Origin of the sequence: Polaromonas sp. JS666, assembly GCF_000013865.1 — a bacterium.
Lineage (GTDB): Bacteria > Pseudomonadota > Gammaproteobacteria > Burkholderiales > Burkholderiaceae_C > Polaromonas.
This window is the reverse complement of sequence record NC_007948.1, coordinates 4170774-4192738: the sequence shown is the minus strand read 5'-3', so window position 1 is coordinate 4192738 and position 21965 is coordinate 4170774. Positions and strand designations below refer to the sequence as shown.

The following is a 21965-nucleotide window of genomic DNA, read 5'->3' as shown; positions in this document are numbered from 1 at the left end:
CATAGTAGAAATGACCGCATACGAACAACTCCAGATTCGCCTGAAGAGCGAGCCCCGTGCCTGGCTCGTCACTGGGGTTGCCGGCTTTATTGGCAGCAATCTGCTGGAAGCTCTGCTCAAGCTGGGCCAGCGCGTGGTCGGACTGGACAACTTTGCCACCGGCTACCAGCGCAACCTGGACGAAGTGCAAACGCTGGTCTCTCCTGAGCAGTGGGCCAATTTCCACTTCATTGAGGGCGACATCCGTAACCTGCCCGATTGCCAGCGTGCCATGTCTTGGCCCCCTCTCCCCACGGAAGACGGTAGGGGTGAGGGCTCTCCCGTCGACTACGTCCTTCACCAGGCAGCCCTGGGCAGCGTGCCCCGGTCACTGGCCGATCCCATCACCACCAACGCCGCCAACATCACGGGTTTCCTGAACATGCTGGTGGCCGCACGCGACGCCGGGGTCAAAAGCTTTACCTACGCCGCCAGCAGCAGCACCTACGGGGATCACCCGGCTCTGCCCAAGGTAGAGCACACCATCGGCAAACCGCTCAGCCCCTATGCGGTGACCAAATATGTGAACGAGCTGTATGCCGAGGTATTTGCCCGCTGCTACGGCTTTAACACCATAGGTTTGCGCTACTTCAATGTGTTTGGTGCACGGCAAAATCCCAGTGGGGCCTATGCCGCTGTGATCCCGAAATGGACCGCAGCGATGATGAAAGGGGAAGACGTGTTCATCAACGGCGATGGTGAAACCAGCCGGGACTTCTGCTACGTGGCCAACGCGGTGCAAGCCAACCTGTTGGCGGCGACCGTGAGTGATCTCCCTCTCCCCCTGGAAGAGGGCGGGGGTGAGGGCTCTCCTACCAACCAGGTGTACAACGTGGCCGTGGGTGATCGCACTACGCTGAACACCCTGTTTGGCCTGATACGTGACAACTTGATTGCACGTGGCGTGCCTGTCAGTACCGAGCCCAAGTATCGGGATTTCCGTGCGGGCGACGTGCGTAACAGCCTGGCCGACATCGGCAAGGCCCATCGGATGCTGGGTTACGCCCCTACCCATCGCATAGACCAGGGATTGCAGTTGGCGATTCCTTGGTATGTCCAGAACTGCAAGGTTTCATCATGATCATCTGCGTCATGGGCCAACAGTACGCCTTATACATTGGAAGAACTTTTCGTGGAAATGGCACGAGAAGGCCTAAAATTAACTGAGCGAAATGAATTGATAAGAAGAGTTGATAAAACCCATGATTACCATTCAAATATTCAACATGAGTAATCTCGTGTGAAACTGGGCCGCAATCTGCTGGCGGGGATTGCCAGTTCGGCTTGGTCAGCGCTGGTTGGCTTGACGGTTGTTCCTTTTTATCTCAAATATCTCGGAATAGAAGCCTACGGTCTAATTGGGTTTTTTCTGACGACCCAGGCGTTGCTTCAACTCCTTGACATGGGTATGGCTCCGACCATCAACCGGGAGGTTGCGAGATATTCAGCCTCTGGAAATTTGCAGGAATCAGGGACACTGTTGCATACGTTGGCCATGGTTTACTGGGCGATGGCTGTGGCAATCGCCGTGCTGATCGCGGCGGTCGCGCCATGGATTGCGCAATACTGGATCCAGTCCAGACAACTCTCGGCGCAAACAGTCTCACATGCAGTGGTGTTAATGGGACTGGTGGTGGCCTGCCGCTGGCCGATCGGCTTGTATCAGGGGGCGCTGATTGGCGCGGAACGTTTGACGGTACTGAGTGGCATCAATATTGTCATGACCACAGCTGGAAGCGTGGGGGCGGTGGCAGTGCTTGCTCTTGTCTCGCCCACCATTGAGGCATTTTTTGTATGGCAGGCTTGCATGGGTCTGGTTTATGCAGTAGCAATACGCGGGGCTGCCTGGCGAATAATTGGAAAAGTTAAAAAAATAAGTTTTGATATTGATAAGTTGAAAAGCGTATGGCGGTTTACTGCCAATATGAGCGGCATTGGACTGACGGCACTGGTCATTACGCAGTTAGACAAGGTGATACTCAGCAAAACGTTGGGATTGGAAGAGTTTGGCCACTACATGCTGGCTATGGTGGTTGTAACTGGTTTGCAGGTTTTTATCACCCCCCTGTTCAATGTCATTTATCCTCGTTTTTCCGCACTGGTCGTTAATGGTGAGATCGGGGAACTGATCAATCTATACCGATTGGGAACGCGTATGCTCGCAACGGTGCTTTTCCCTATCGCCATGGTATTGGCCATTTTCGCAGAGGATTTGGTGCTGGTTTGGACAGGTAATCCGACTATAGCATCAAGCGTAGCACCAATAATGGCTTTAATGGCTTTGGGTTCGGCCGTGCACGGAACCATGTATTTCCCATATGCACTGCAATTGGCTTTTGGAATGCCGAGGCTGGCGCTGACAATCAATACTATCCTGATGACAGTGATGGTCCCTTTGATTATTGGTTTTTCACTGCAATATGGGGCGCTAGGCGGTGCTATGGCATGGCTTGTATTACACGTGTCGTACCTGTTATTGGGAACGTGGATGACACATCGCCACCTGCTAAAAGGAACTGGAACTCAATGGCTTTTCCACGACGTCGGTATACCGTTTGCACTCTCTGTCCTGGCTGGCCTGACAGGGCATTACGCCGTCAGCGATGCGGAATACTCTTTCTTGGTGAAATTAATTTATTTGATGGGGCTATCTCTCGTGGTAGTCGTTATTTCCATTTTTACTCTGCCAGAAAAATCGAAGACTATTTTTTTTGGTATATTCAAAAAAACTTGAAGAGAAAATCAAGAGAGGCAATGCCACTTCATGAATGATGCAAAACACGTAAAGCAAGGTCCTATTTACTATTCGCAGTTCGGCGAAGATAAAATTCTTTCAAAAATCTTTAGTCAGGTAGATAAAGGTTTATGCATTGAGGTAGGGGCAAATGATGGGGTTAATGACAGCACATCGTTGTTTTTTGAAAAGCTTGGTTGGAGTTGTATTCTGATTGAGCCCAACCCCGTGCTGTGTCAATCAATTCGCAATTCAAGAGACGCTAAGCTTGTGGAATTGGCTGCTTCCGATCGGGAGGGCGAGGCTATTCTTCATGTGGCTAGTGGCGCGGAGAGGGCACATGGAGTGTCCACAATAAGCTCCGAACAAGAGGCGCTAGAAAAAATCAGGTTGTATGGATTCACGTATGAGGATGTGAAGGTTAAAACCCAGACACTCGATAAAATACTGGAAGATCTGAAGATAGATGGTGTAATCCATTTTATTTCCATTGATGTGGAAGGGCATGAAGTGGCGGTGCTGAATGGATTTTCAATTGAAAATTGGCGACCAACAATAATTATATTGGAGGATAATTCGAATTTTGAAGATATTAGAGTTTGTAACTATCTGAGAAAATTCGGCTACATCCCATTTATGCGAACTGGAGTAAATGACTGGTACGCGCATGGAGGCAATAGGGCACTTGTGACCTTGCGAAGCAGGATTAAATATAATCTGACTTCGATAAAAGAGCGGGTCAAGTCTCGTATAAAACGCATTCCCGGCGTTATGGTCTTCAAGAAATTGATACTAAATTAACCGCTCAGGCTGCACCCGTCTTGGATTGATGCGGCTGGCCATCAATAATTAATTCGCGACCTCATGTCTGCTGCGACGAGCCCCTCATATCAATAGAAACATCTGATTGCATGGTAATGCGTCTTTCAATTTGTATTCCAACCTACAACTTCGGAGGCTTTATTGGCGAGACGCTGGATAGCTTGCTGCCGCAGGTTTCCGATGAGGTGGAGGTTGTTGTCCTGGATGGTGGTTCCACGGACGACACGGGCGACGTTGTAGCTGTCAGAATGCAGCATCACAAGCAGTTGACATATTACCATCAAGATTTTCGGGGTGGAATTGATGCGGATATTGAAAAGGTGATCAGTCTTGCCCACGGTCAATATTGTTGGCTATTTTCAGCAGACGATATTATGATGCCCGGTGCAGTAAAGAAAGTACTCCAGGCGATAAGATCGCATCATGAAATATATGTTTGCGAGCATGTGTTGTGCAGTTTTCAGATGAAGCCGATTTGCGAGTACCCACCATTAAATAATACGTGTGGCCCGGCAACATTTGATCTTGCAGATAGTCAGCAAAAAAGAAAATATTTTAGAATGGCCAGAACCAGTGAGGCGTTTTTTAGTTTTTTATCAATCCCTATTTTTAGAAAAGATGTATGGGATCGTGTGAAAATACCCGCCTCTTTTTATGGGACGTGCTGGGTGGTTGCTGGGCGACTGCTGGCTTCCGTCCCTGACGGGATAAAAGTTAGTTATTTGTCTGAAAAGCTGCTTTTTAAGCGCGGCGGAAACGATTCCTTTTTGGATCGCGGAATTGTTAATCGCTGTAGAATTGGGATTGAAGCTTTCCAACATATTGGTAATACCATATTTGGTGTCGACTCGGAAGAGGCGTTTCACATCAGGCGGGTGTTGCGATTTGATATTCCGTTGAAAATTTTGCTTGTTGCCAAGTTGAGAGCTGCGCAAAATCCTGAGGTGGAAGATAGAGCTGTTCTGGATAGGATTGTTGCGCTGCATTACTCTGATCCAGGCTGGCGTAACTTCTTTAACCGCAATGCATACAAAATTGCCCCGGTTCAGGTTTTGGCCGCCGGATCCTGGCTTAAAAGGCAGTTCGCGAGGTGAGAGAATTGCTTGCGCCTAAAATCCAGCCTGTCAAGCTATCCATTTGTATTGCCACTTACAACCGTGGGCCATTCATTGCGATGACGCTCGACTCAATCCTTCCTCAGCTAACTCAAGATGTGGAGTTGGTTGTTGTGGATGGAGCGTCGCCCGACAATACATCTGAAGTTATGGCTGCATATGTATCTCAGCATCCCCATATTCGCTACTATCGCGAAGAGGTCAACTCTGGTGTCGATCAAGACTACGACAAGACGGTCAACTATGCTAATGGTGAGTATTGCTGGCTGATGACCGATGACGACTTGATCGTGCCAAACGCTGTTTCGCGGATCCTTGATGCGCTCAAAGATGGGCTTGACCTTGTTGTAGTTAATTCAGAAGTCTGCAACGTAGACTTTTCAGAAATCCTGGAGCCGCGACTACTTAATATCGCAAGGGACAATGAATATATCGAAGGTAAGCATGAAAGTCTTTTTGCTGAAGTCGGGAGCTATTTATCATTTATTGGCGGGGTAATTGTCAGGCGTGCGTTCTGGTTGGGGCGTGACCGTGTTTCCTACTATGGAACACTCTTTGTGCATTTCGGGGTGATCTTTCAATCGCCTCCCATTCGAGCGGTCAGGGTAATTGCAGATCCCTTGATAAAAATTCGATATGGCAACGCGATGTGGACTGCACGTGGTTTTGAGATATGGATGTTCAAGTGGCCGGAATTGGTATGGTCTTTCCAGGGCATATCCGATGAGAGTAAGCGGCTGGTCTGCCCCCGAAGGCCTTATCTTGAAGGCAAGAAACTGTTCTTGTACCGAGCCATCGGTGGCTATTCAGTTAACGAATATTCGAGATTTTTATCGATTTCGATGACGGGGTTGAAAGCCATCAGGGCATACGCCATTGCAATATGCCCGGCTGTACTTTCGAATTTTATTTCTGCTGTTTATTGTGTAATAAACAGAAAAAACACCCGTACTGGAATGTATAACCTTGTTCGAAGCCCCCACGCAAATTGGGCGACAAGGGTTCTTGCTCGTTTAATGGGCGTGCCGCGCTCGTAGAGACTGTGCTGGTTGCCAGCGTGGAGGGCGAGGGTGCCGATTTGCAGGTGTCGCGCAGATGTTGTGTAGTGAACTGGTTTGAAGATAAAGGACTTGCTATGTACAAGAAAGTTACCAAGTGCAGAATTTGTGGCAATGAGAATTTGGAGCTCTTGATCGATCTGGGAGAGCAGATGCTGACTGGAGTGTTCCCGAAGGAAAAGGGGGAAAAACTCACAGTGGGGCCGTTGCGCTTGGTGAAATGCATGGGGGGGGATCACACATGCGGCCTGGTACAGCTGGAGCACTCTTATGACTCGGGAGAGATGTATGGCGAGAACTATGGTTACCGCTCTGGTCTCAATGCGAGCATGGTGGCGCATCTTCATGGCAAGGTAGCGCACATTCAGGAACTGGTTTCCCTGAAGCCGGGTGACCTGGTTGTCGACATTGGTAGCAACGACGGCACTACCTTGGCGGCCTACCCACAAGAGCTTGATCTGGTGGGTATTGACCCAACAGGTGTCAAGTTTCACACCTATTACCCTGCGCACGTTCAGCTTATCCCTGAGTTTTTCTCGGCTCAATTGTTAAAGGAGCGCTTTTCCGGGAAAAAGGCAAAAGTAGTGACATCCTTCTCCATGTTCTATGACCTGGAGGCGCCGATAGACTTCATGCGTGAGATTCATGAGGTGCTGGCGGATGACGGGATATGGGTTTTTGAGCAAAGCTACATGCCCACCATGCTGGCCACCAATTCTTATGACACCGTGTGCCATGAACACTTGGAGTTCTATGCTTTGCGTCAGATCAAATGGATGACAGACAAGGTGGGCTTCAAGATCATCGATGTTGAATTTAACGATGTGAATGGCGGTAGCTTTTCAGTGACTGTGCGCAAGTCGTCTGCTGACGACGCCACTGAACCTGCTGTTCAAAAAATATTGGATGATGAGCGCGCGAGCGGACTTGATACGCTGGCGCCCTTCAAGGCTTTCGCAGATCGTGTTTCTCAATCGAAGCAGGATTTACTGAACTTTATTGAGTCTGCCAAGGCAGAGGGTAAAACGATCGCAGCGCTCGGTGCCTCTACCAAAGGCAACGTCTTGCTTCAGTATTGCGGCCTCACGGCCACTGAGATTCCCTATGTAGGCGAGGTAAATTCAGAGAAATTCGGATGCTATACACCGGGCACCTGGATTCCAATTATTTCCGAGAAAGAGCTTTTGGCGAGACAGCCTCATTACTTGATCGTATTGCCATGGCATTTCAGGAAATTCTTTGAAAATTCCAGGATGCTTGCTGCGCAGAATCTGGTGTTTCCTCTTCCAGCGCTTTCGGTCAGGGCGGCAAATAAATGAATCTGGATTCGCATTGAAATTGCAGAGGGTGACCGCACAAACATGCTTTCTCTGAGAATCATTGGCAGTGAACTCCATTGATGTGATCATTGTCAATTGGAATGCAGGTTGGCAACTCCGCGCATGTGTTGACTCTGTCGTTCAACACGCCGCCACAGTGGTAAAAAAAATAATCGTGGTGGACAACGGCTCAGTAGATGGATCGGACCGCAATATTGAAAGCTTGTCCAGTGTTACCGTGATTCACGCAGGCGCCAATCTGGGGTTCGGCAAGGCCTGCAATCTGGGCTCGCAGAACGCCGATAGCGAATACCTGTTGTTCCTCAATCCCGATGCTGCGTTATATGCAGACACTTTGCCCAAGGCGTTGTCTTATATGCAAGACCCTGCCAACGCCAGCGTAGGCATATGCGGGGTGCAATTACTGGATGAAGCCGGCCACATATCGCGCAGCTGCACACGCTTTCCCTCAGCGCTCGGATTTGTCACGCACGCAGTGGGACTGGATCGTATTTTTCCTCGACTGGGCCACTTCATGGCCGAGTGGGACCATGCACAAACCCGCGAAGTGGATCACGTGATTGGCGCTTTCTTTCTGGTCCGGCGCGCCTTGTTTGAAGCCTTGGGTGGATTTGACGAGCGTTTTTTCGTCTATCTGGAGGATCTGGACTTTTCTTGTCGTGCCCGGCGGGCCGGATGGCGCAGCGTGTATTTGGCCGATATGCAGGCTTTTCATGCGGGCGGCGGTACATCCAATCAAGTGAAAGCGCGCCGCTTGTTTTATTCGCTGCGCAGCCGTTTGTTGTACGCGTTCAAGCATTTCTCGTGGCTGGGGGCTGTGGGGGTGTTGTTGGCCACGCTTTTGGTGGAGCCGTGGTCCCGATCGGTTCTGGCTCTGCTGCGGCGTTCATGGTCGGGGTTGAAAGAGACTTGGGCCGCCTACGGTCTGCTGTGGCGCTGGCTGCCGCAGTGGGTGTTCAAAGGGGTTACCCGTTGAAGATGATCAAGGTACTGGCGCTACCCAAATACGGCCGCATGGGGGCATCGTCGCGGCTGCGGTTCGCGCAGTACCTGCCCTGGCTGCAGCAAGAGGGCGTACAGATCACGGCGCAGCCGTTACTGTCTGACGAACTGCTGCTGGCGCGCTACCAGCGCGGCAGCTACGGCCTGTGGCCGCTGTTGCGGGCCTATGCAGGCCGTTGGAAAACCCTGCTGCAACGCCGTCACTTTGATGTGCTGTGGATTGAAAAGGAGGCCTTGCCCTGGCTGCCTTTGTGGCTGGAACTTGCGTTGTTGCGCGGTGTTCCGTATGTGCTGGACTACGACGACGCCATTTTTCACAACTATGACCAGCACCCGAATTCCTGGGTCAGGCGACTGTTTGGCCGGCGGCTGGACAAGCTGATGGCCGGGGCGACCCTGGTGGTAAGCGGCAACCATTACCTGGCGCAGCGCGCGCGCGATGCGGGGGCCCCACGGGTGGAGGTGGTACCCACGGTGATCGATTTAGACCGCTATGCCTACATGCCGAAAAGCCAGGCAGGGGTGCCCGCAGCCGATAAGCTGCCGCGCATCGTATGGATTGGCTCACCGGCCACAGTGCACTACCTGCAGGTGCTCCACGAACCTTTGCGGGCGTTGGCAGAGCGTCATGCGTATGTACTCCGGATTATTGGTGGCGGTGCGGTGGAACTGCCCGGTGTGCAGGTGGAGGTGCTGCCATGGTCCGAAGCCACTGAAGTTGAAAACATCGGCACCTGCGACGTGGGCGTGATGCCCTTGCTGGATTCCTTTTGGGAGCGGGGCAAGTGCGGCTACAAGCTGATTCAGTACATGGCCTGTGGGTTGCCGGTTGTGGCGTCCAACGTGGGGGTTAATTCCGAGATTGTGCAGGATGGCGAGAACGGTTTTCTGGCCAGCACACCCGACGAGTGGGTAGCGGCGCTCGGCAAGTTGCTGGAAAACCAGTCTTTGCGCGCTCAAATGGGCCTGGCCGGTCGCCAGTTGGTGGAGCGTTGCTATTGCATTCAGCAAACCGGGCCGCGGATGGCAAAGTTGCTGCATATCTCAGGTGGGGGGCGCTGAGCATGTGCGGACTTGCAGGGTATTTCAGCGGCCAGTGGCCGGCCGATGGGGAGCAGGCCTCAGCCCGGCTCAAAGCCATGACCGATGCGATTGCCCACCGTGGCCCGGATTCGGATGGCTACTGGCTGGATGCGGCCACCTGTATGGCGCTGGGGCATCGCCGCCTGGCAATTTTGGAGCTATCGGCCGCTGGTGCGCAGCCGATGCACGCCGCGAGCGGCCGCTATGTCATTGCCTACAACGGTGAAATTTACAACCACCTGGATTTGCGGGCCGACCTGCAAAAAAGTGGGCAGTCACCGGCCTGGCGTGGGCATTCAGATACCGAAACCTTGCTGGCGGGGTTTGATGCCTGGGGCATTCAGGGCGCAGTAGAGCGTACGGTGGGCATGTTTGCCTTTGCCGTTTGGGACCGCCAGGAACGCATGCTCACGCTGGGACGCGATCGCCTGGGGGAAAAGCCGCTTTACTATGGTTGGCAGGGCAGTGGCAGCTCTGCTGTCTTCCTGTTCGGTTCAGAGTTGAAGGCCTTGCGTGCGCACCCGGCGTTTGGGGCGCAAATCAACCGCGACGCCCTGTGCCTCTACATGCGGCACAACAATGTGGGGGGCTCGCATTCCATTTACCAGGGCATCCACAAGCTGCCGCCGGGCACGCTGCTCACGGTGTCGCGGCAGACGCCTGAGCCAGTGATTCGGCCCTATTGGTCGGGTGCAGAGGTTGCCAGGTGCGGCGTGGCACAGCCGTTTGGCGGCACCTCCGGCGAGGCGGTGGATGCGCTGGAGGCCTTGCTGAAAGACGCGGTGCGTCAGCAAATGATGGCCGATGTGCCGCTGGGCGCCTTTTTGTCCGGCGGGGTGGACTCTTCTGCCGTGGTGGCACTGATGCAGACCCAGTCGTTGCGACCGGTCAAGACTTTTTCCATCGGTTTTCACGAGGCGGCCTACAACGAGGCCGAGCATGCCAAGGCGGTGGCGCAGCACCTGGGCACCGAGCATACCGAGCTGTATGTGACGCCCGAGCAGGCCATGGCCGTTATTCCGCGCCTGCCCACGCTGTATGACGAACCGTTTGCCGATTCTTCGCAAATCCCGACCTTCCTGGTCAGCCAGCTGGCGCGTCAGCACGTCACGGTGTCGCTATCGGGCGATGCCGGCGATGAGCTGTTTGGTGGCTACAACCGTTATCAGCTCACGGCGAGCCTTTGGCGCAAGCTGTCGGCGGCGCCACTGCCACTACGCCGTGCAGCGGCCTGGGGGTTGACAAGGTTTTCTCCGCAAAGCCTGAACTCCCTGGCAGCGCTGATGCCAGCCAGCGCCCGCTGGGCCCATATGGGCGACAAGCTGCACAAGGGGGCGGGCGTGATGGCGGGCCGTACAGTGGAGGACCTGTACCTCGGGATGGTGTCCGACTGGCACGATCCAGCGGCTGTGGTGATCGGCGGCCGTGAGCCTGCTACCTTGTTGAGGGGGCGGCGGCCAGACTTGCCCGGGCTCACCGATGTGGAGCGCATGATGGCCCTCGATATGCTGTCCTATTTACCCGATGACATACTCACCAAGGTAGACCGGGCCGCCATGGGTGTCAGCCTGGAAACGCGTGTGCCGTTTCTGGACCACCGGGTGGTGGAATTCGCCTGGCGACTGCCGCTGCACTACAAGCTGCGCCAGGAAGGCGGGCGCTACACCACCAAGTGGGCGCTGCGGCAGGTGCTGTACCGCCATGTGCCGCAGGCGTTAATCGACCGTCCCAAGATGGGGTTTGGCGTGCCGATTGACCGCTGGTTGCGTGGGCCGCTGCGTGACTGGGCGGAAGACTTGCTGAGCGAGACGCGCCTCAAGCGGGAGGGCTATTTCAAACCTGCTCCCATTCGGCAGAAGTGGGCCGAACATCTGGGCGGGCAGCGCAATTGGGCTCCGCATTTATGGACCGCGCTCATGTTCCAGGCCTGGCTCCAGGCTAATCACGCATGACACACACACTGATGTTCGTGGTGAATGTGGATTGGTTTTTCCTGTCTCATCGCTTGCCGATCGCCCTGGAGGCTCAGCGGCAGGGTTATCAGGTGCACATTGCCACAGGTTTGACCGACAGGCTTGATGAACTCCAGCGCCATGGACTCGTGGTACACCCCCTGGCGCTGGACCGCAGTAGCGTTGGTTTGGGCAATGCGTGGCGTACGGTGGCTCAGCTGTGGAGGGTCTTCAGGGCCGTGCGGCCCGACGTGGTGCATTTGGTCACCATCAAGCCCGTACTCCTGGGCGGCCTGGTGGCGCGGCTGGCAGGGGTGCCTGCAGTCGTGGCGGCAGTGTCGGGTCTGGGTTTTGTATTCATGGCGCACGGCGCCAAGGCAAAGGTGCGTCGCTGGCTGGTGGGCGCACTGTACCGCGTGGCTTTGGGCCATCGCAACCTGAAGGTGATTTTCCAGAACCCTGACGATCTGCGCAGCCTGGCCAAGGTAGCGGATTTGCCTGATAGCCGGGTAACCATGATTCGTGGCTCGGGAGTGGATCTGGAGCGCTATATCCCCCAGCCGTTGCCGGGGGGCGTGCCGGTGGTGGTGCTGGCGGCGCGTTTGCTGGCCGACAAGGGTGTACTCGAATTTGTGCAGGCGGCGCGTTTGCTCAAGCAGCGGGGCTGCCACGCGCGGTTTGCCCTGGTGGGCACGGTTGATCCGGCCAACCCGACCAGCTTTACACAAGCCGAGGTGGATGCCTGGGTTACCGAGGGCGTGGTGGAGTGGTGGGGGCATCGCTCAGACATGCCTCAGGTGCTGGTGGCTGCGCAGTTGGTAGTGCTGCCTTCCTACCGCGAGGGTTTGCCCAAGGTGCTGCTGGAGGCGGCGGCTTGCGGGCGGGCTGTGGTTACGACCGATGTGCCCGGTTGCCGCGACGCCATCGACCCTGGTGTCACTGGTGTATTGGTTCCCGTGTGCAACGCTGCGGCGCTGGCCGATGCGATGGAGGTCTTGATCAACAGCCCTGCGCGGTGCCAGGCCATGGGCGACGCAGGACGTGCGCTGGCCGAAAGCGCTTTCGATGAGCGACAGGTGGTGGCTGCGCATTTGCGCATCTACCAGGAACTGGTCGACAAATCATGAAAGTGCTGGTGACGGGAGCGAACGGCTTTGTGGGCGGTGCGGTCTGGCGCAGGCTCCATGGCATGCGTGATGTCCAGGCAGTGGGCTGTGTGCGCCGGGCGGTTGCGTTCGCGGAGGTGGATGCATTGGTAGCAAGCGTGGGCGACCTGTCTGTATCGACCGATTGGTCATCGGCCCTGTCCGGCGTCGAGGTGGTTGTTCACGCTGCGGCCCGGGTGCATGTGATGCAAGACGCTGCCACCGATCCGCTGGAGGAGTTTCGCCGCGTCAATGTGCTGGGTACCTTGCAGCTGGCAAGGCAGGCGGCGGCCGCTGGTGTGCGACGGTTTGTGTTCATCAGTTCCATCAAGGTCAATGGCGAGGCGACTCAGCCGGGCCATCCGTTCACGGCAGACGATGCGCCCGCTCCGCTGGATGCTTACGGTATTTCCAAAATGGAGGCCGAGCAGGGGCTGCGCGAACTGGCCGCGCAAACCGGATTGGAGCTTGTCATCATTCGCCCGCCGCTGGTGTACGGCCCGGGGGTGAAGGCCAATTTCCAGGCCATGATGCGCTGGCTGGCGCGCGGCATGCCTTTGCCGTTGGGCGCCATTCACAACCTGCGCAGTCTGGTGGCCCTGGACAATCTGGTGGATTTGATCGTGACTTGCCTCAATCACCCGGCCGCCGCAAATCAGACGTTTTTGGTGTCCGACGGTGAAGACCTGTCGACCTCGCAATTGCTGCGGCGCATGGGGCAGGCCCTGGGCAAGCCGGCACGCCTGATCCCCGTTCCGTCTGCGCTGCTCAAGCTCGGTGCGGCTTCGGTGGGCAAGCCGGCTGTGGCGCAGCGCTTGTGCGGGTCTTTGCAGGTCGACATCTCCAAAACACGGCAGTTGCTGGGGTGGCGTCCGCCGGTGTCAGTTGATGCGGGGCTGAAAAAAGCCGCGGAGGGCTATTTGCGTGAAGCGTCTGTTTGATTTGGTGCTGGCCCTGTGCGCCGCCGTGATTCTGCTGCTGCCATTAATGGTGGTGGCCCTGGCGGTGCGCCTGACTTCGCCGGGGCCGGTCCTGTACTGGTCAGACCGGGTGGGCAAGGGCAACAGGATTTTCAAAATGCCCAAATTTCGCAGCATGCGAATGGGCACGCCGGCTGTGGCCACGCATCTGCTGGAGGACCCCAAGGCCTATCTCACGCCCATAGGTTCTTTTCTTCGAAAAAGCAGCCTGGACGAGTTACCGCAGTTGTGGAGCATTATCAGGGGCGATATGAGTTTTGTCGGGCCCCGGCCCGCGTTGTTTAATCAGCATGATTTGATTGCCCTGCGTACCCAATATGGTGTGGATAAGCTCCTTCCCGGCTTGACGGGCTGGGCTCAGGTGAATGGGCGGGACGAATTACCCGTTTTCCAAAAGGTCCAGCTTGATACCGAATACGTGCGGCGCCAGTCGCTGTTTTTTGATATGAAGATAATCGGCCTGACTTTCTACCGGGTGATCAGGCGGGACAGTATTACCCATTAATAATGAATTGCTGAAAATAATCATCCAGGCGAATTCGTGTGATTTAATATAAGGCACATTGTTTTAACAAGGAACGCGGCCATGAGCAATCTGATCGATATTCAAACCCAAATTGAAAAACTTCAAAAACAGGCCAACGACATCAAAGTCCGGGAGTTTGATAAAACCGTTCAGGACATCCTCGCCAAAATGCAGGCCTTCGGCATTACCCTGAAGGATCTGCAGCCCGGCAAGGGGCGTGGCCGCAAAGCCAAAGTTGCACCCCTGAAAAAACCTGCTGGCAAAGGCGCTGCCAAGAAACCGGGAATTGCCGTTGCCGCCAAATACCGCGGCCCCGAGGGCCAGACCTGGAGCGGTCGCGGTTTGACGCCGCGCTGGCTTGCAACGCTGCTAACCGAGGGGCGGACCAAAGAAGATTTCGCCATCAAGGACTGATCCGGCGCAACAAGTTACATGCAGCAAATAATCCTGGCGTGGCCGCGCGCCGTCAAGCGGCTGGTGGTGGCCGGGCTGGATGTGGTGATGGCGGTGGCTGCCACCTGGCTGGCATTTTCCCTGCGCCTGGATGAACCTCACATTCCTCAGCGTGCTGAAGAATGGTGGGTGTATGCGCTGTGCCCCCTGCTGGCGCTGCCCGTCTTCATCAAGTTTGGGCTCTACCGCGCCATTTTCAGGTACACCGGCCGGGCCGCACTGGTGGCAACCACGCAGGCGATTGCCGTCTATGGCGTGTTGTTGCTGGCCGCCCTGATGTGGCTGCAGTGGCCCAATGTGCCGCGCAGCCTGGGTATTTTGCAGCCCCTGATCTTTTTGTTATTGGTCGGCTCCAGCCGGGCCATGGCCCGGTTCTGGCTGGCGGGCCTGGGCCACCCACATCGAACAGCCGAAGGGCGCTTGCTGATATTTGGTGCCGGTACGGCAGGCGTGCAGACGGCCTCGGCGATCGAGGACTCGGGGCAGTATGTGCTGTTGGGTTTTGTGGACGATGACCCGGGAAAAGTGGGGCGCGATATCAACGGCGTGCCTGTTTTTTCGCCGGCGCAGGTCTCGGGCCTGGTGCTGTACCAGGGGGTGACCGACATCCTGCTGGCCCTGCCCAGTGCCTCCCGGGAGCGCCGCAATGCGATTATTGACAGCTTGAGCGAGTTACCGGTTCACGTCCGGTCGCTGCCGGGTCTGGCCGATCTGGCCAGTGGCCGTGTCACCGTGCGTGATTTCCGTGAGCTGGATGTGGAGGACCTGCTGGGCCGGGACCCGGTGCCCCCTGATGCCGAATTGCTGGCGCGCGACCTGACGGGCAAGGTGGTGCTGGTCACCGGTGCGGGCGGCAGCATCGGCAGCGAGCTGTGCCGGCAAATTGCGCTGCAGCAACCCCGCCAGCTGCTGCTGCTGGACCACAACGAGTTTGGCTTGTACAGCATCCACCAGGAACTGCTGGCCCTGTGTTCGGTGCAGGGCCTCAGGATCGAGCTGGTGCCCCTGCTGGGCAGTGTCGCCAATTACCCGCGCATGGCGGCGCTCTGCCAGCGCTACCGGCCGGTCACGGTTTACCACGCGGCGGCCTACAAGCATGTGCCGCTCGTGGAAAGCAACGCCAGCGAAGGTATTGCAAACAATGTGTTCGGCACCTTCAACATGGCCCGGGCGGCGATAGAGCAAGGCGCCAGCCGCTTTGTGCTGGTGTCTACCGACAAGGCCGTCAGGCCGACCAATGTGATGGGGGCCAGCAAACGCATGGCTGAGCTGGTGCTGCAGGCGCTGGCCGCCGAGACGGCACCAATGCTTTGTGGCGGTGGTGGCAGCACTGAAGCGCCACCACGCGGAGTGGTCAACCAGACCTGTTTCACCATGGTGCGTTTCGGCAACGTGCTGGACTCAAGCGGTAGCGTGGTCCCGCTGTTTCGCCGGCAGATCGCGGAAGGCGGGCCGCTGACGGTCACGCATGCCGAGGTCACCCGCTACTTCATGACCATTCCGGAAGCCGCCCAGCTGGTGCTGCAGGCCGGTGCCATGGCCAGCGGCGGTGACGTGTTCGTGCTCGACATGGGCGCGCCGGTCAAGATACTGGATCTGGCGCGCCGCATGGTTGAGCTGTCGGGCCTGACAGTGCGCGACGCCGAATCGCCGGACGGTGACATCGACATTGAAGTCACCGGCTTGCGCCCTGGCGAAAAGCTGTACGAGGAATTGCTGATTGGGAACAACCCGCAAGCAACCGCGCATCCCCGCATCATGAAGGCGCATGAATCCCTGGCGCCGTGGCCGCAGCTGTCGGCCGAATTGAGGGCGCTGGGCGTGGCGGTGCAGCAGGATGACCTGGCCGCCATCAACGGCCTGCTGGCACGGCATGTGCAGGGTTACAGCCCCAAACCGGGCGCGTCCTGAGGGACCGGCACGGGTATTTAGGGGCCGGCACGCGCATGCGGCACAATTTGCACATTGACTTTTCCTGAATAACTGCCATGACCCAACCCACCGTAACCGCTGACGATCCTGACCTGTCCCATGTAGGCCCGCGCGACAAGGCCGAAATCCTGGCCCAGGCGCTGCCCTACATCCGCAAGTTCCATGGCAAGACCATGGTCATCAAATACGGCGGCAACGCAATGACCGACCCGGCGCTGCAGGCCGACTTTGCCGAAGATGTGGTGCTGCTCAAGCTGGTCGGCATGAACCCGGTGGTGGTGCATGGTGGCGGCCCGCAGATTGAGGCGGCGCTGAACCGCCTGGGCAAGAAGGGCCATTTCATCCAGGGCATGCGGGTGACCGACGAGGAAACCATGGAGGTCGTGGAGTGGGTGCTGGCCGGTCAGGTGCAGCAGGACATCGTCGGCCTGATCAACCAGGCCGGCGGCAAGGCGGTCGGCCTGACGGGGCGCGATGGCGGCCTGATCCGCGCGCAAAAGCTCAAGATGGTGGACAAGGACGACCCGGCCAAAGAGCATGACATCGGCTTTGTCGGCGACATCGTCAGTATTGACCCCAGCGTGGTCAAGGCGCTGCAGGATGACGCCTTCATTCCTGTGATCAGCCCGATAGGCTTTGGCGAGTCCAATGAAAGCTACAACATCAATGCCGACGTGGTGGCGGGCAAGCTGGCGACCGTGCTCAAGGCCGAAAAGCTGGTGCTGCTGACCAACACGCCCGGCGTGCTGAACAAGGCGGGTGAGCTGCTGACCGACCTGACGGCGCGCGAGATTGACGACCTCTTTGCCGATGGCACGATTTCGGGCGGCATGCTGCCCAAGATCGAGGGTGCGCTGGACGCGGCCAAGAGCGGCGTCAATTCGGTCCACATCATTGACGGCCGGGTTCCGCACGCCATGCTGCTGGAAATTTTGACCGATCAGGCCTACGGCACGATGATCCGGTCGCACTAGTGACCTGTAACGGAGAAAAGAGAGTGAACTTTTCCCTGTGTAGAGTGCTTCCGATTCAATCGTTACAGTCCACTAGACCCATGATGGCGCGTCCGGACCCTTCTCAAGCAGCCACCGTGGAACCGGCTTTGCCGGGCCACAGGTGGCGCCCCCTTGAGGGGGAGGCGCCGAAGGCGCTTCGGGGGGGAGCCTAGATGAGACTCCTGCTTGTTGAAGACGATGTGATGCTGGCCAGCGGCATCAAGCTGGGGCTCAGCGACGCCGGATATGCGGTCGACTGGGTCGGCAGCGCCGAGCGCGCCGAAGAGGTGTTGCAGGGCGAGACCTTCGATGCCGCCATCATTGACATCGGCCTGCCCCGGCTCGACGGGCTGGAACTCACGCGGCGCCTGAGGCGCGGCGGCTTGGCCATGCCGGTGCTCATTCTGACGGCGCGCGATGCGCTGCAGGATCGCGTGCAGGGGCTGGACATCGGCGCTGACGACTACATGGTCAAGCCCTTTGAGCTGCCCGAGCTGCTGGCGCGCCTGCGCGCCTTGCTGCGCCGCTCGCAGGCCGCCACCAGCGCCACCCTGAGCTTTGGTGCGCTGGAGCTGGACACGGCCAACCGCCAGGCCCACGCCAACGGCCAGCTGATCGAGCTGGGCCCGCGCGAATGGACCGTGATGGAGTACCTGCTGATCAATGCCCCCAAGCCCGCCAGCAAGGACAAGCTGCTGCAGGCCCTGACCGGCTGGGACAAGGAGATCACGCCCAACGCCATCGAGGTCTATATCTCGCGCCTGCGCGGCAAGCTGGAGCCGCATGGCATTGCCGTGCGCTCCATCCGGGGTTTTGGTTACCGCCTGGAGTTGCGCGAGGTTTCGCCAGGTGCCGGTGTGGAGTAGTGTGCGTATGAGCTCCCCCGGCCGTGCCTGGTTTGCCCGGTTAAGCGACCTGGTACGCCACCTGAGTAGTGGTCTGAATACTGGCCTGAAGAGCCGCCTTCACGCCAGCGCTTTCCATGTCGTCAACAGCCGGCTGATGCCCGCCGCCATGAAGTCGGGCCTGCAGCGCAGGTTGCTGCTGCTGCTGCTCGTTCCGCTTGGTATTTTTGCACTGGTGAGTATTTACTTTGACTACCAGACCGCTGGCAACGTGGCCTTGCAAAAAGACGAGCAACTGCTGCGGCTGATTCCCCTGCTGACCGATTCGGTAGTGGCGCCCGGTGCCACGCCGGACAGCGCGCCGGTGCTGCTGCTCGCCCCCGCACTGGAGGACTTCATCAAGGGTCTTGCCGGCTCCGCGGGCTTTCGCATTTCCGATGCCAAGGGCGGGTTTCTGGCGGGCGACCCCTGGATCGCCGACATCCTGCCGGCGACCCGTGAGCCGGAGTTTCACAGCATGGAGGACGGCGGCGTGACTTACCGCATTGCGGTGCAGCGCGTGAACACCGTGGCCGGCGAGCTGATCGTGCAGCTGGCCGACGGCTCGGACCCGCGCCAGCAGTGGGTGCGCTCCATCCTGCTCAAGGTGCTGTTGCCCAATTTCATTCTGGTGGTGGCGGCGGGGTTTGCCGTCAACTGGGCCGTCACGCGCGCGCTCAAGCCGCTGATTGATTTGAAGGAAGCCGTGGAGCGCCGCAGCCCGCGGGACCTGAGCGCCATCGACCCGCTCACCACGCCGGCCGAGGTGCAGCCGCTGGTGAGCGCCCTGAATCGCCTGTTTGGCCTCGTCAATGACCAGGCCGACGGACAGCGTCGCTTTGTCGCCGACGCTGCGCACCAGTTGCGTACTCCGCTGGCCGGGCTGCAGGCCCAAGTCGAGGCGTGGGCGCAGGCCGCGCGGGCCAAAGGGGCGGACGGCGCCATCCTGCTGTCTGCCGACAAGATCATCAAGCTGCGCAGCGCCACGAGGCGTACCTCGCAACTGGCCAACCAGTTGCTGGCACTGTCGCGCGCTGACGCGTCGGCCATGGGCGCCCAGCCCACGCAGCGGGTGGACCTCAAGGACCTGTGCGAATCGATTTTGCCCCTGCATCTGGATGCCGCTACTGGCAAAGGCATAGACCTGGGGCTGGACGCCCGCTCTGCGCAAGTGAACGGCTACGAGTGGCTGCTGCGGGAACTGCTGGGCAATCTGGTGGACAACGCCGTCAAATACACCCCGCCCGGCGGCACGGTGACGATTCGCTGCGGCCTTCTTCCCGCTTCGGGTGATCAGGCCCCTGACACGCACCCGCCGCGCGCGGCTGAAGGTGAGGGTGAGGCCAACGGCGTGCATCGGCGCTGGGGCGTTTTTCTGGAAGTGGAAGACGACGGGCCCGGCATTGCCCCCGAGGAGCGCGCCAAGGCCTTGCAGCGCTTTTACCGCGTGCGGGGCACGGTCGGTGAGGGCAACGGCCTGGGACTGGCGATTGCCGATGAGATCGCCCGTGTGCACCATTCGCAGCTGGAGCTGGACTATGCCTGCCAAGGCACTGGTGGAGATGCAGGTGATGCGGCGCAAGGCCCGCGCGGTTTGCGGGTGCGCCTGCGTCTGTAGTTCTTTGGCGTGGTGCGAGGTCTCGCTGTTGCAGAATTGCTGAACTGGCCATTTTGGCGCTGCGCCATTCACGACGACCCGCGCAGCAGGCCGGGAGTTGCCATCCGGCTGTGAGAGAATCAATTGCAACGATCCCCGGTTTTTTGAAACATTCTTCATACCGCCACTTATGTCCGACTTAGCGTCTGAATCCGAACTGAGCCCGAACGCCACGCCAGCTTCTGCCGAGTCCGCCGTGCGCAAGCGTCCCAAGCCGGGTGAGCGCCGGGTCCAGATCCTTCAGGCACTGGCCACCATGCTGGAGCAGCCGGGTGCAGAACGCATCACAACGTCGGCGCTGGCGGCCAGGCTGGAGGTGAGCGAGGCGGCCCTGTACCGGCATTTCGCCAGCAAGGCGCAGATGTTTGAAGGGCTGATCGAGTTCATCGAACAAACCGTGTTCACGCTGGTCAACCAGATCGGCGAGCGCGAGACAGACCATGCGGCGCGCACCCGCAAACTCGTGGTGATGGTGCTGCAGTTTGCCGAAAAGAATCCGGGCATGACACGTGTGATGGTGGGCGATGCACTGGTGTTTGAAAATGACCGGTTGCAAGAGCGCATGAACCAGTTCTTCGACAAGCTCGAGTCCAGCCTCAAGCAGAGCCTGCGCGACGCAGCGGCCGCCAGCGGCGCCGCCACGCCCACGGTCGATGCTCAGGTGCGTGCCTCGGTGATCGTGGCCTTCATGGTCGGCCGTTTGCAGCGCTTTGCCCGCTCGGGCTTCAAGCGCCTGCCGTCGGAGCATCTCGAAGCCAGCCTGGCCAGTATATTGGGCTAACCCCTATCGGACGCGCACTTCGTGTCGCGCCTTTTCCCCTTCCAGGGGACGGCGCCTGCGGCCGGGCAAAGCCCGTTCCGCGGCCCCAGCTGGCAAGCCCCCCGGGGGAGGCCAGCTAAGGGCTATTCTTTTCCAGTGGGGGCCGGGGTCCGGCTTTGCCGGCCCCAAGGCGCCTGTCCCCTGGAAGGGGAGGGGACGCTACACGCAGTGAGCGTCAGCAGGGGTGAGCTTATTCACCAGTTCCACAACGTGCCGTCATGCTGCAGCCGGTTAACCGGCAGGTAGGCGCGCTGGTAGGGATATTTGGCGGCCAGCTTCTCGTCGATCTCCACGCCGTGACCGACAGCTTCGCCGCAGTGCATGAAACCCTTGTTGAAACTGTAGGCATGCGGAAACACTTCGTCGGTCGCCTCGGTGTGCCGCATGTATTCCTGCACGCCGAAGTTCGGCACCCAGGTGTCAAAGTGCAGGGCCGTGCCCATGCACACCGGTGACAGGTCCGTCGCGCCGTGGCAGCCGGTGCGCACCTGGTACATCGCCGCAAAGTCGGCAATGCGCCGCAGGTGCGTGATGCCGCCAGCGTGGACCACCGTCGCGCGAATGTAGTCGATCAGCTGGTTCTGGATCAGGTCCTTGCAGTCCCACAGCGAGTTGAAGATTTCGCCCACCGCCAGCGGCGTGGTGGTGTGCTGGCGTATCAGTTTGAACGCTTCCTGGTTCTCCGCCGGTGTGGCGTCCTCGATCCAGAACAGGTGGTAGGGCTCCAGTGATTTGCCCAGCCGCGCCGCCTCGATGGGCGTGAGGCGGTGGTGCACGTCGTGCAGCAGGTGAATGTCGGGCCCGACGGCCTGGCGCACTGCGTCGAACAGTTTGGGCGTGTGCAGCAGGTATTTCTCCGAACTCCAGTCATGCTCGCCGGGCAGGTCGGCGTCCGCGGGTTCGTAGAACAGCGTGCCTTTGCCTACGCCGTAGACCTTGTCCAGTCCCGGCACGCCGCTCTGTGCGCGAATGGCCTGGTAGCCCATTTCCTTGTAGCGCAGAACTTCATCGACGGTTTGTTCGAGGTCCTTGCCATTGGCGTGGCCGTAGACCATCACCCCGGTGCGGCTGCGTCCGCCGAGCAGCTGGTACAGCGGCAGGTTCGCGGCCTTGGCCTTGATGTCCCACAGCGCCGTATCGACCGCGGCGATGGCGCTCATGGTGACCGGCCCGCGCCGCCAGTACGCACCCTTGTAAAGGTATTGCCAGATGTCTTCAATCTGGTGCGCATCCCGCCCGATCAGGCAGGGAATCACATGGTCGGTCAGGTAGCTCGCCACCGCAAGCTCGCGGCCATTGAGCGTGGCGTCGCCGATGCCGGTCAGGCCCTCATCGGTTTCAATCTTGAGCGTGACGAAGTTGCGGCCGGGGCTGCAGACGATGACGCGGGCGTTGGTGATTTTCATGATGCGTGCTGGGGTTTCAGTG

19 protein-coding genes are annotated in these 21965 nt (G+C 58.3%); 18 read left to right on the top strand and 1 reads right to left on the bottom strand.

The genetic code is table 11. From position 1 onward, the window contains the following. The first annotated feature begins 10 nt into the window (after positions 1-10). From BPRO_RS19960 to slmA, 18 genes are all read left to right on the top strand, one after another. Entirely contained in the window at positions 11-1120 is a 1110-nt protein-coding gene (locus BPRO_RS19960) for an NAD-dependent epimerase/dehydratase family protein (protein WP_011484880.1), read from the top strand. A gap of 159 nt (positions 1121-1279) precedes the next feature. Next, positions 1280-2773 (top strand): oligosaccharide flippase family protein, encoded by a 1494-nt coding sequence (locus BPRO_RS19955; protein ID WP_011484879.1) that lies wholly within the window; start codon positions 1280-1282, stop codon positions 2771-2773. A 30-nt stretch (positions 2774-2803) separates the two neighbouring features. Next, positions 2804-3574: an FkbM family methyltransferase gene (locus BPRO_RS19950; RefSeq protein ID WP_011484878.1), complete on the top strand. Its 771-nt coding sequence runs from the start codon at positions 2804-2806 to the stop codon at positions 3572-3574. A gap of 110 nt (positions 3575-3684) precedes the next feature. Continuing rightward, positions 3685-4689, top strand: coding sequence for a glycosyltransferase family 2 protein (locus BPRO_RS19945; RefSeq protein WP_011484877.1), 1005 nt, complete (start codon positions 3685-3687; stop codon positions 4687-4689). Beyond that, positions 4686-5747 (top strand): glycosyltransferase family 2 protein, encoded by a 1062-nt coding sequence (locus BPRO_RS19940; protein WP_011484876.1) that lies wholly within the window; start codon positions 4686-4688, stop codon positions 5745-5747. The genes BPRO_RS19945 and BPRO_RS19940 overlap by 4 nt, the downstream gene beginning before the upstream one ends. Before the next feature lie 68 nt (positions 5748-5815). Continuing rightward, entirely contained in the window at positions 5816-7087 is a 1272-nt protein-coding gene (locus BPRO_RS19935; RefSeq protein WP_198140951.1) for a class I SAM-dependent methyltransferase, read from the top strand. A 67-nt stretch (positions 7088-7154) separates the two neighbouring features. Next, complete coding sequence (locus tag BPRO_RS19930) at positions 7155-8084, top strand: glycosyltransferase family 2 protein (protein ID WP_041390082.1); 930 nt, start codon at positions 7155-7157, stop codon at positions 8082-8084. A gap of 2 nt (positions 8085-8086) precedes the next feature. Beyond that, the gene (locus tag BPRO_RS19925) at positions 8087-9172 is read left to right on the top strand and encodes a glycosyltransferase family 4 protein (RefSeq protein WP_011484873.1); all 1086 of its coding nucleotides are present in this window, start codon (positions 8087-8089) and stop codon (positions 9170-9172) included. Between the two features lie 2 nt (positions 9173-9174). Beyond that, the gene (asnB, locus tag BPRO_RS19920; RefSeq protein ID WP_011484872.1) at positions 9175-11145 is read left to right on the top strand and encodes an asparagine synthase (glutamine-hydrolyzing); all 1971 of its coding nucleotides are present in this window, start codon (positions 9175-9177) and stop codon (positions 11143-11145) included. Beyond that, complete coding sequence (locus BPRO_RS19915) at positions 11142-12272, top strand: glycosyltransferase family 4 protein (RefSeq protein ID WP_011484871.1); 1131 nt, start codon at positions 11142-11144, stop codon at positions 12270-12272. Before asnB ends, BPRO_RS19915 begins: the two co-directional genes overlap by 4 nt. Continuing rightward, entirely contained in the window at positions 12269-13231 is a 963-nt protein-coding gene (locus BPRO_RS19910; RefSeq protein WP_011484870.1) for a UDP-glucose 4-epimerase family protein, read from the top strand. The genes BPRO_RS19915 and BPRO_RS19910 overlap by 4 nt, the downstream gene beginning before the upstream one ends. After that, on the top strand, positions 13215-13775 hold the full coding sequence (locus BPRO_RS19905) for a sugar transferase (protein WP_011484869.1): 561 nt from the start codon (positions 13215-13217) through the stop codon (positions 13773-13775). Before BPRO_RS19910 ends, BPRO_RS19905 begins: the two co-directional genes overlap by 17 nt. Before the next feature lie 81 nt (positions 13776-13856). After that, a complete protein-coding gene (locus BPRO_RS19900; protein WP_011484868.1) occupies positions 13857-14210 on the top strand; it encodes an H-NS family nucleoid-associated regulatory protein in 354 nt (117 codons plus the stop codon). Between the two features lie 18 nt (positions 14211-14228). After that, on the top strand, positions 14229-16160 hold the full coding sequence (locus BPRO_RS19895; protein WP_011484867.1) for a polysaccharide biosynthesis protein: 1932 nt from the start codon (positions 14229-14231) through the stop codon (positions 16158-16160). Positions 16161-16237: 77 nt separating this feature from the next. Next, on the top strand, positions 16238-17155 hold the full coding sequence (gene argB, locus BPRO_RS19890) for an acetylglutamate kinase (RefSeq protein WP_011484866.1): 918 nt from the start codon (positions 16238-16240) through the stop codon (positions 17153-17155). A gap of 194 nt (positions 17156-17349) precedes the next feature. Further along, entirely contained in the window at positions 17350-18042 is a 693-nt protein-coding gene (locus tag BPRO_RS19885; protein WP_011484865.1) for a response regulator, read from the top strand. A gap of 148 nt (positions 18043-18190) precedes the next feature. Further along, positions 18191-19678 carry a sensor histidine kinase gene (locus tag BPRO_RS19880; RefSeq protein WP_081430584.1) on the top strand — a complete coding sequence of 496 codons (1488 nt, stop codon included), beginning with the start codon at positions 18191-18193 and terminating at the stop codon, positions 19676-19678. 169 nt (positions 19679-19847) lie between these two features. Then, positions 19848-20498 carry a nucleoid occlusion factor SlmA gene (gene slmA, locus BPRO_RS19875; protein ID WP_011484863.1) on the top strand — a complete coding sequence of 217 codons (651 nt, stop codon included), beginning with the start codon at positions 19848-19850 and terminating at the stop codon, positions 20496-20498. A 233-nt stretch (positions 20499-20731) separates the two neighbouring features. Here slmA and manD read toward each other — a convergent pair whose 3' ends face one another. Continuing rightward, entirely contained in the window at positions 20732-21943 is a 1212-nt protein-coding gene (gene manD, locus BPRO_RS19870) for a D-mannonate dehydratase ManD (protein WP_011484862.1), read from the bottom strand. Between the last annotated feature and the right edge of the window lie 22 nt (positions 21944-21965).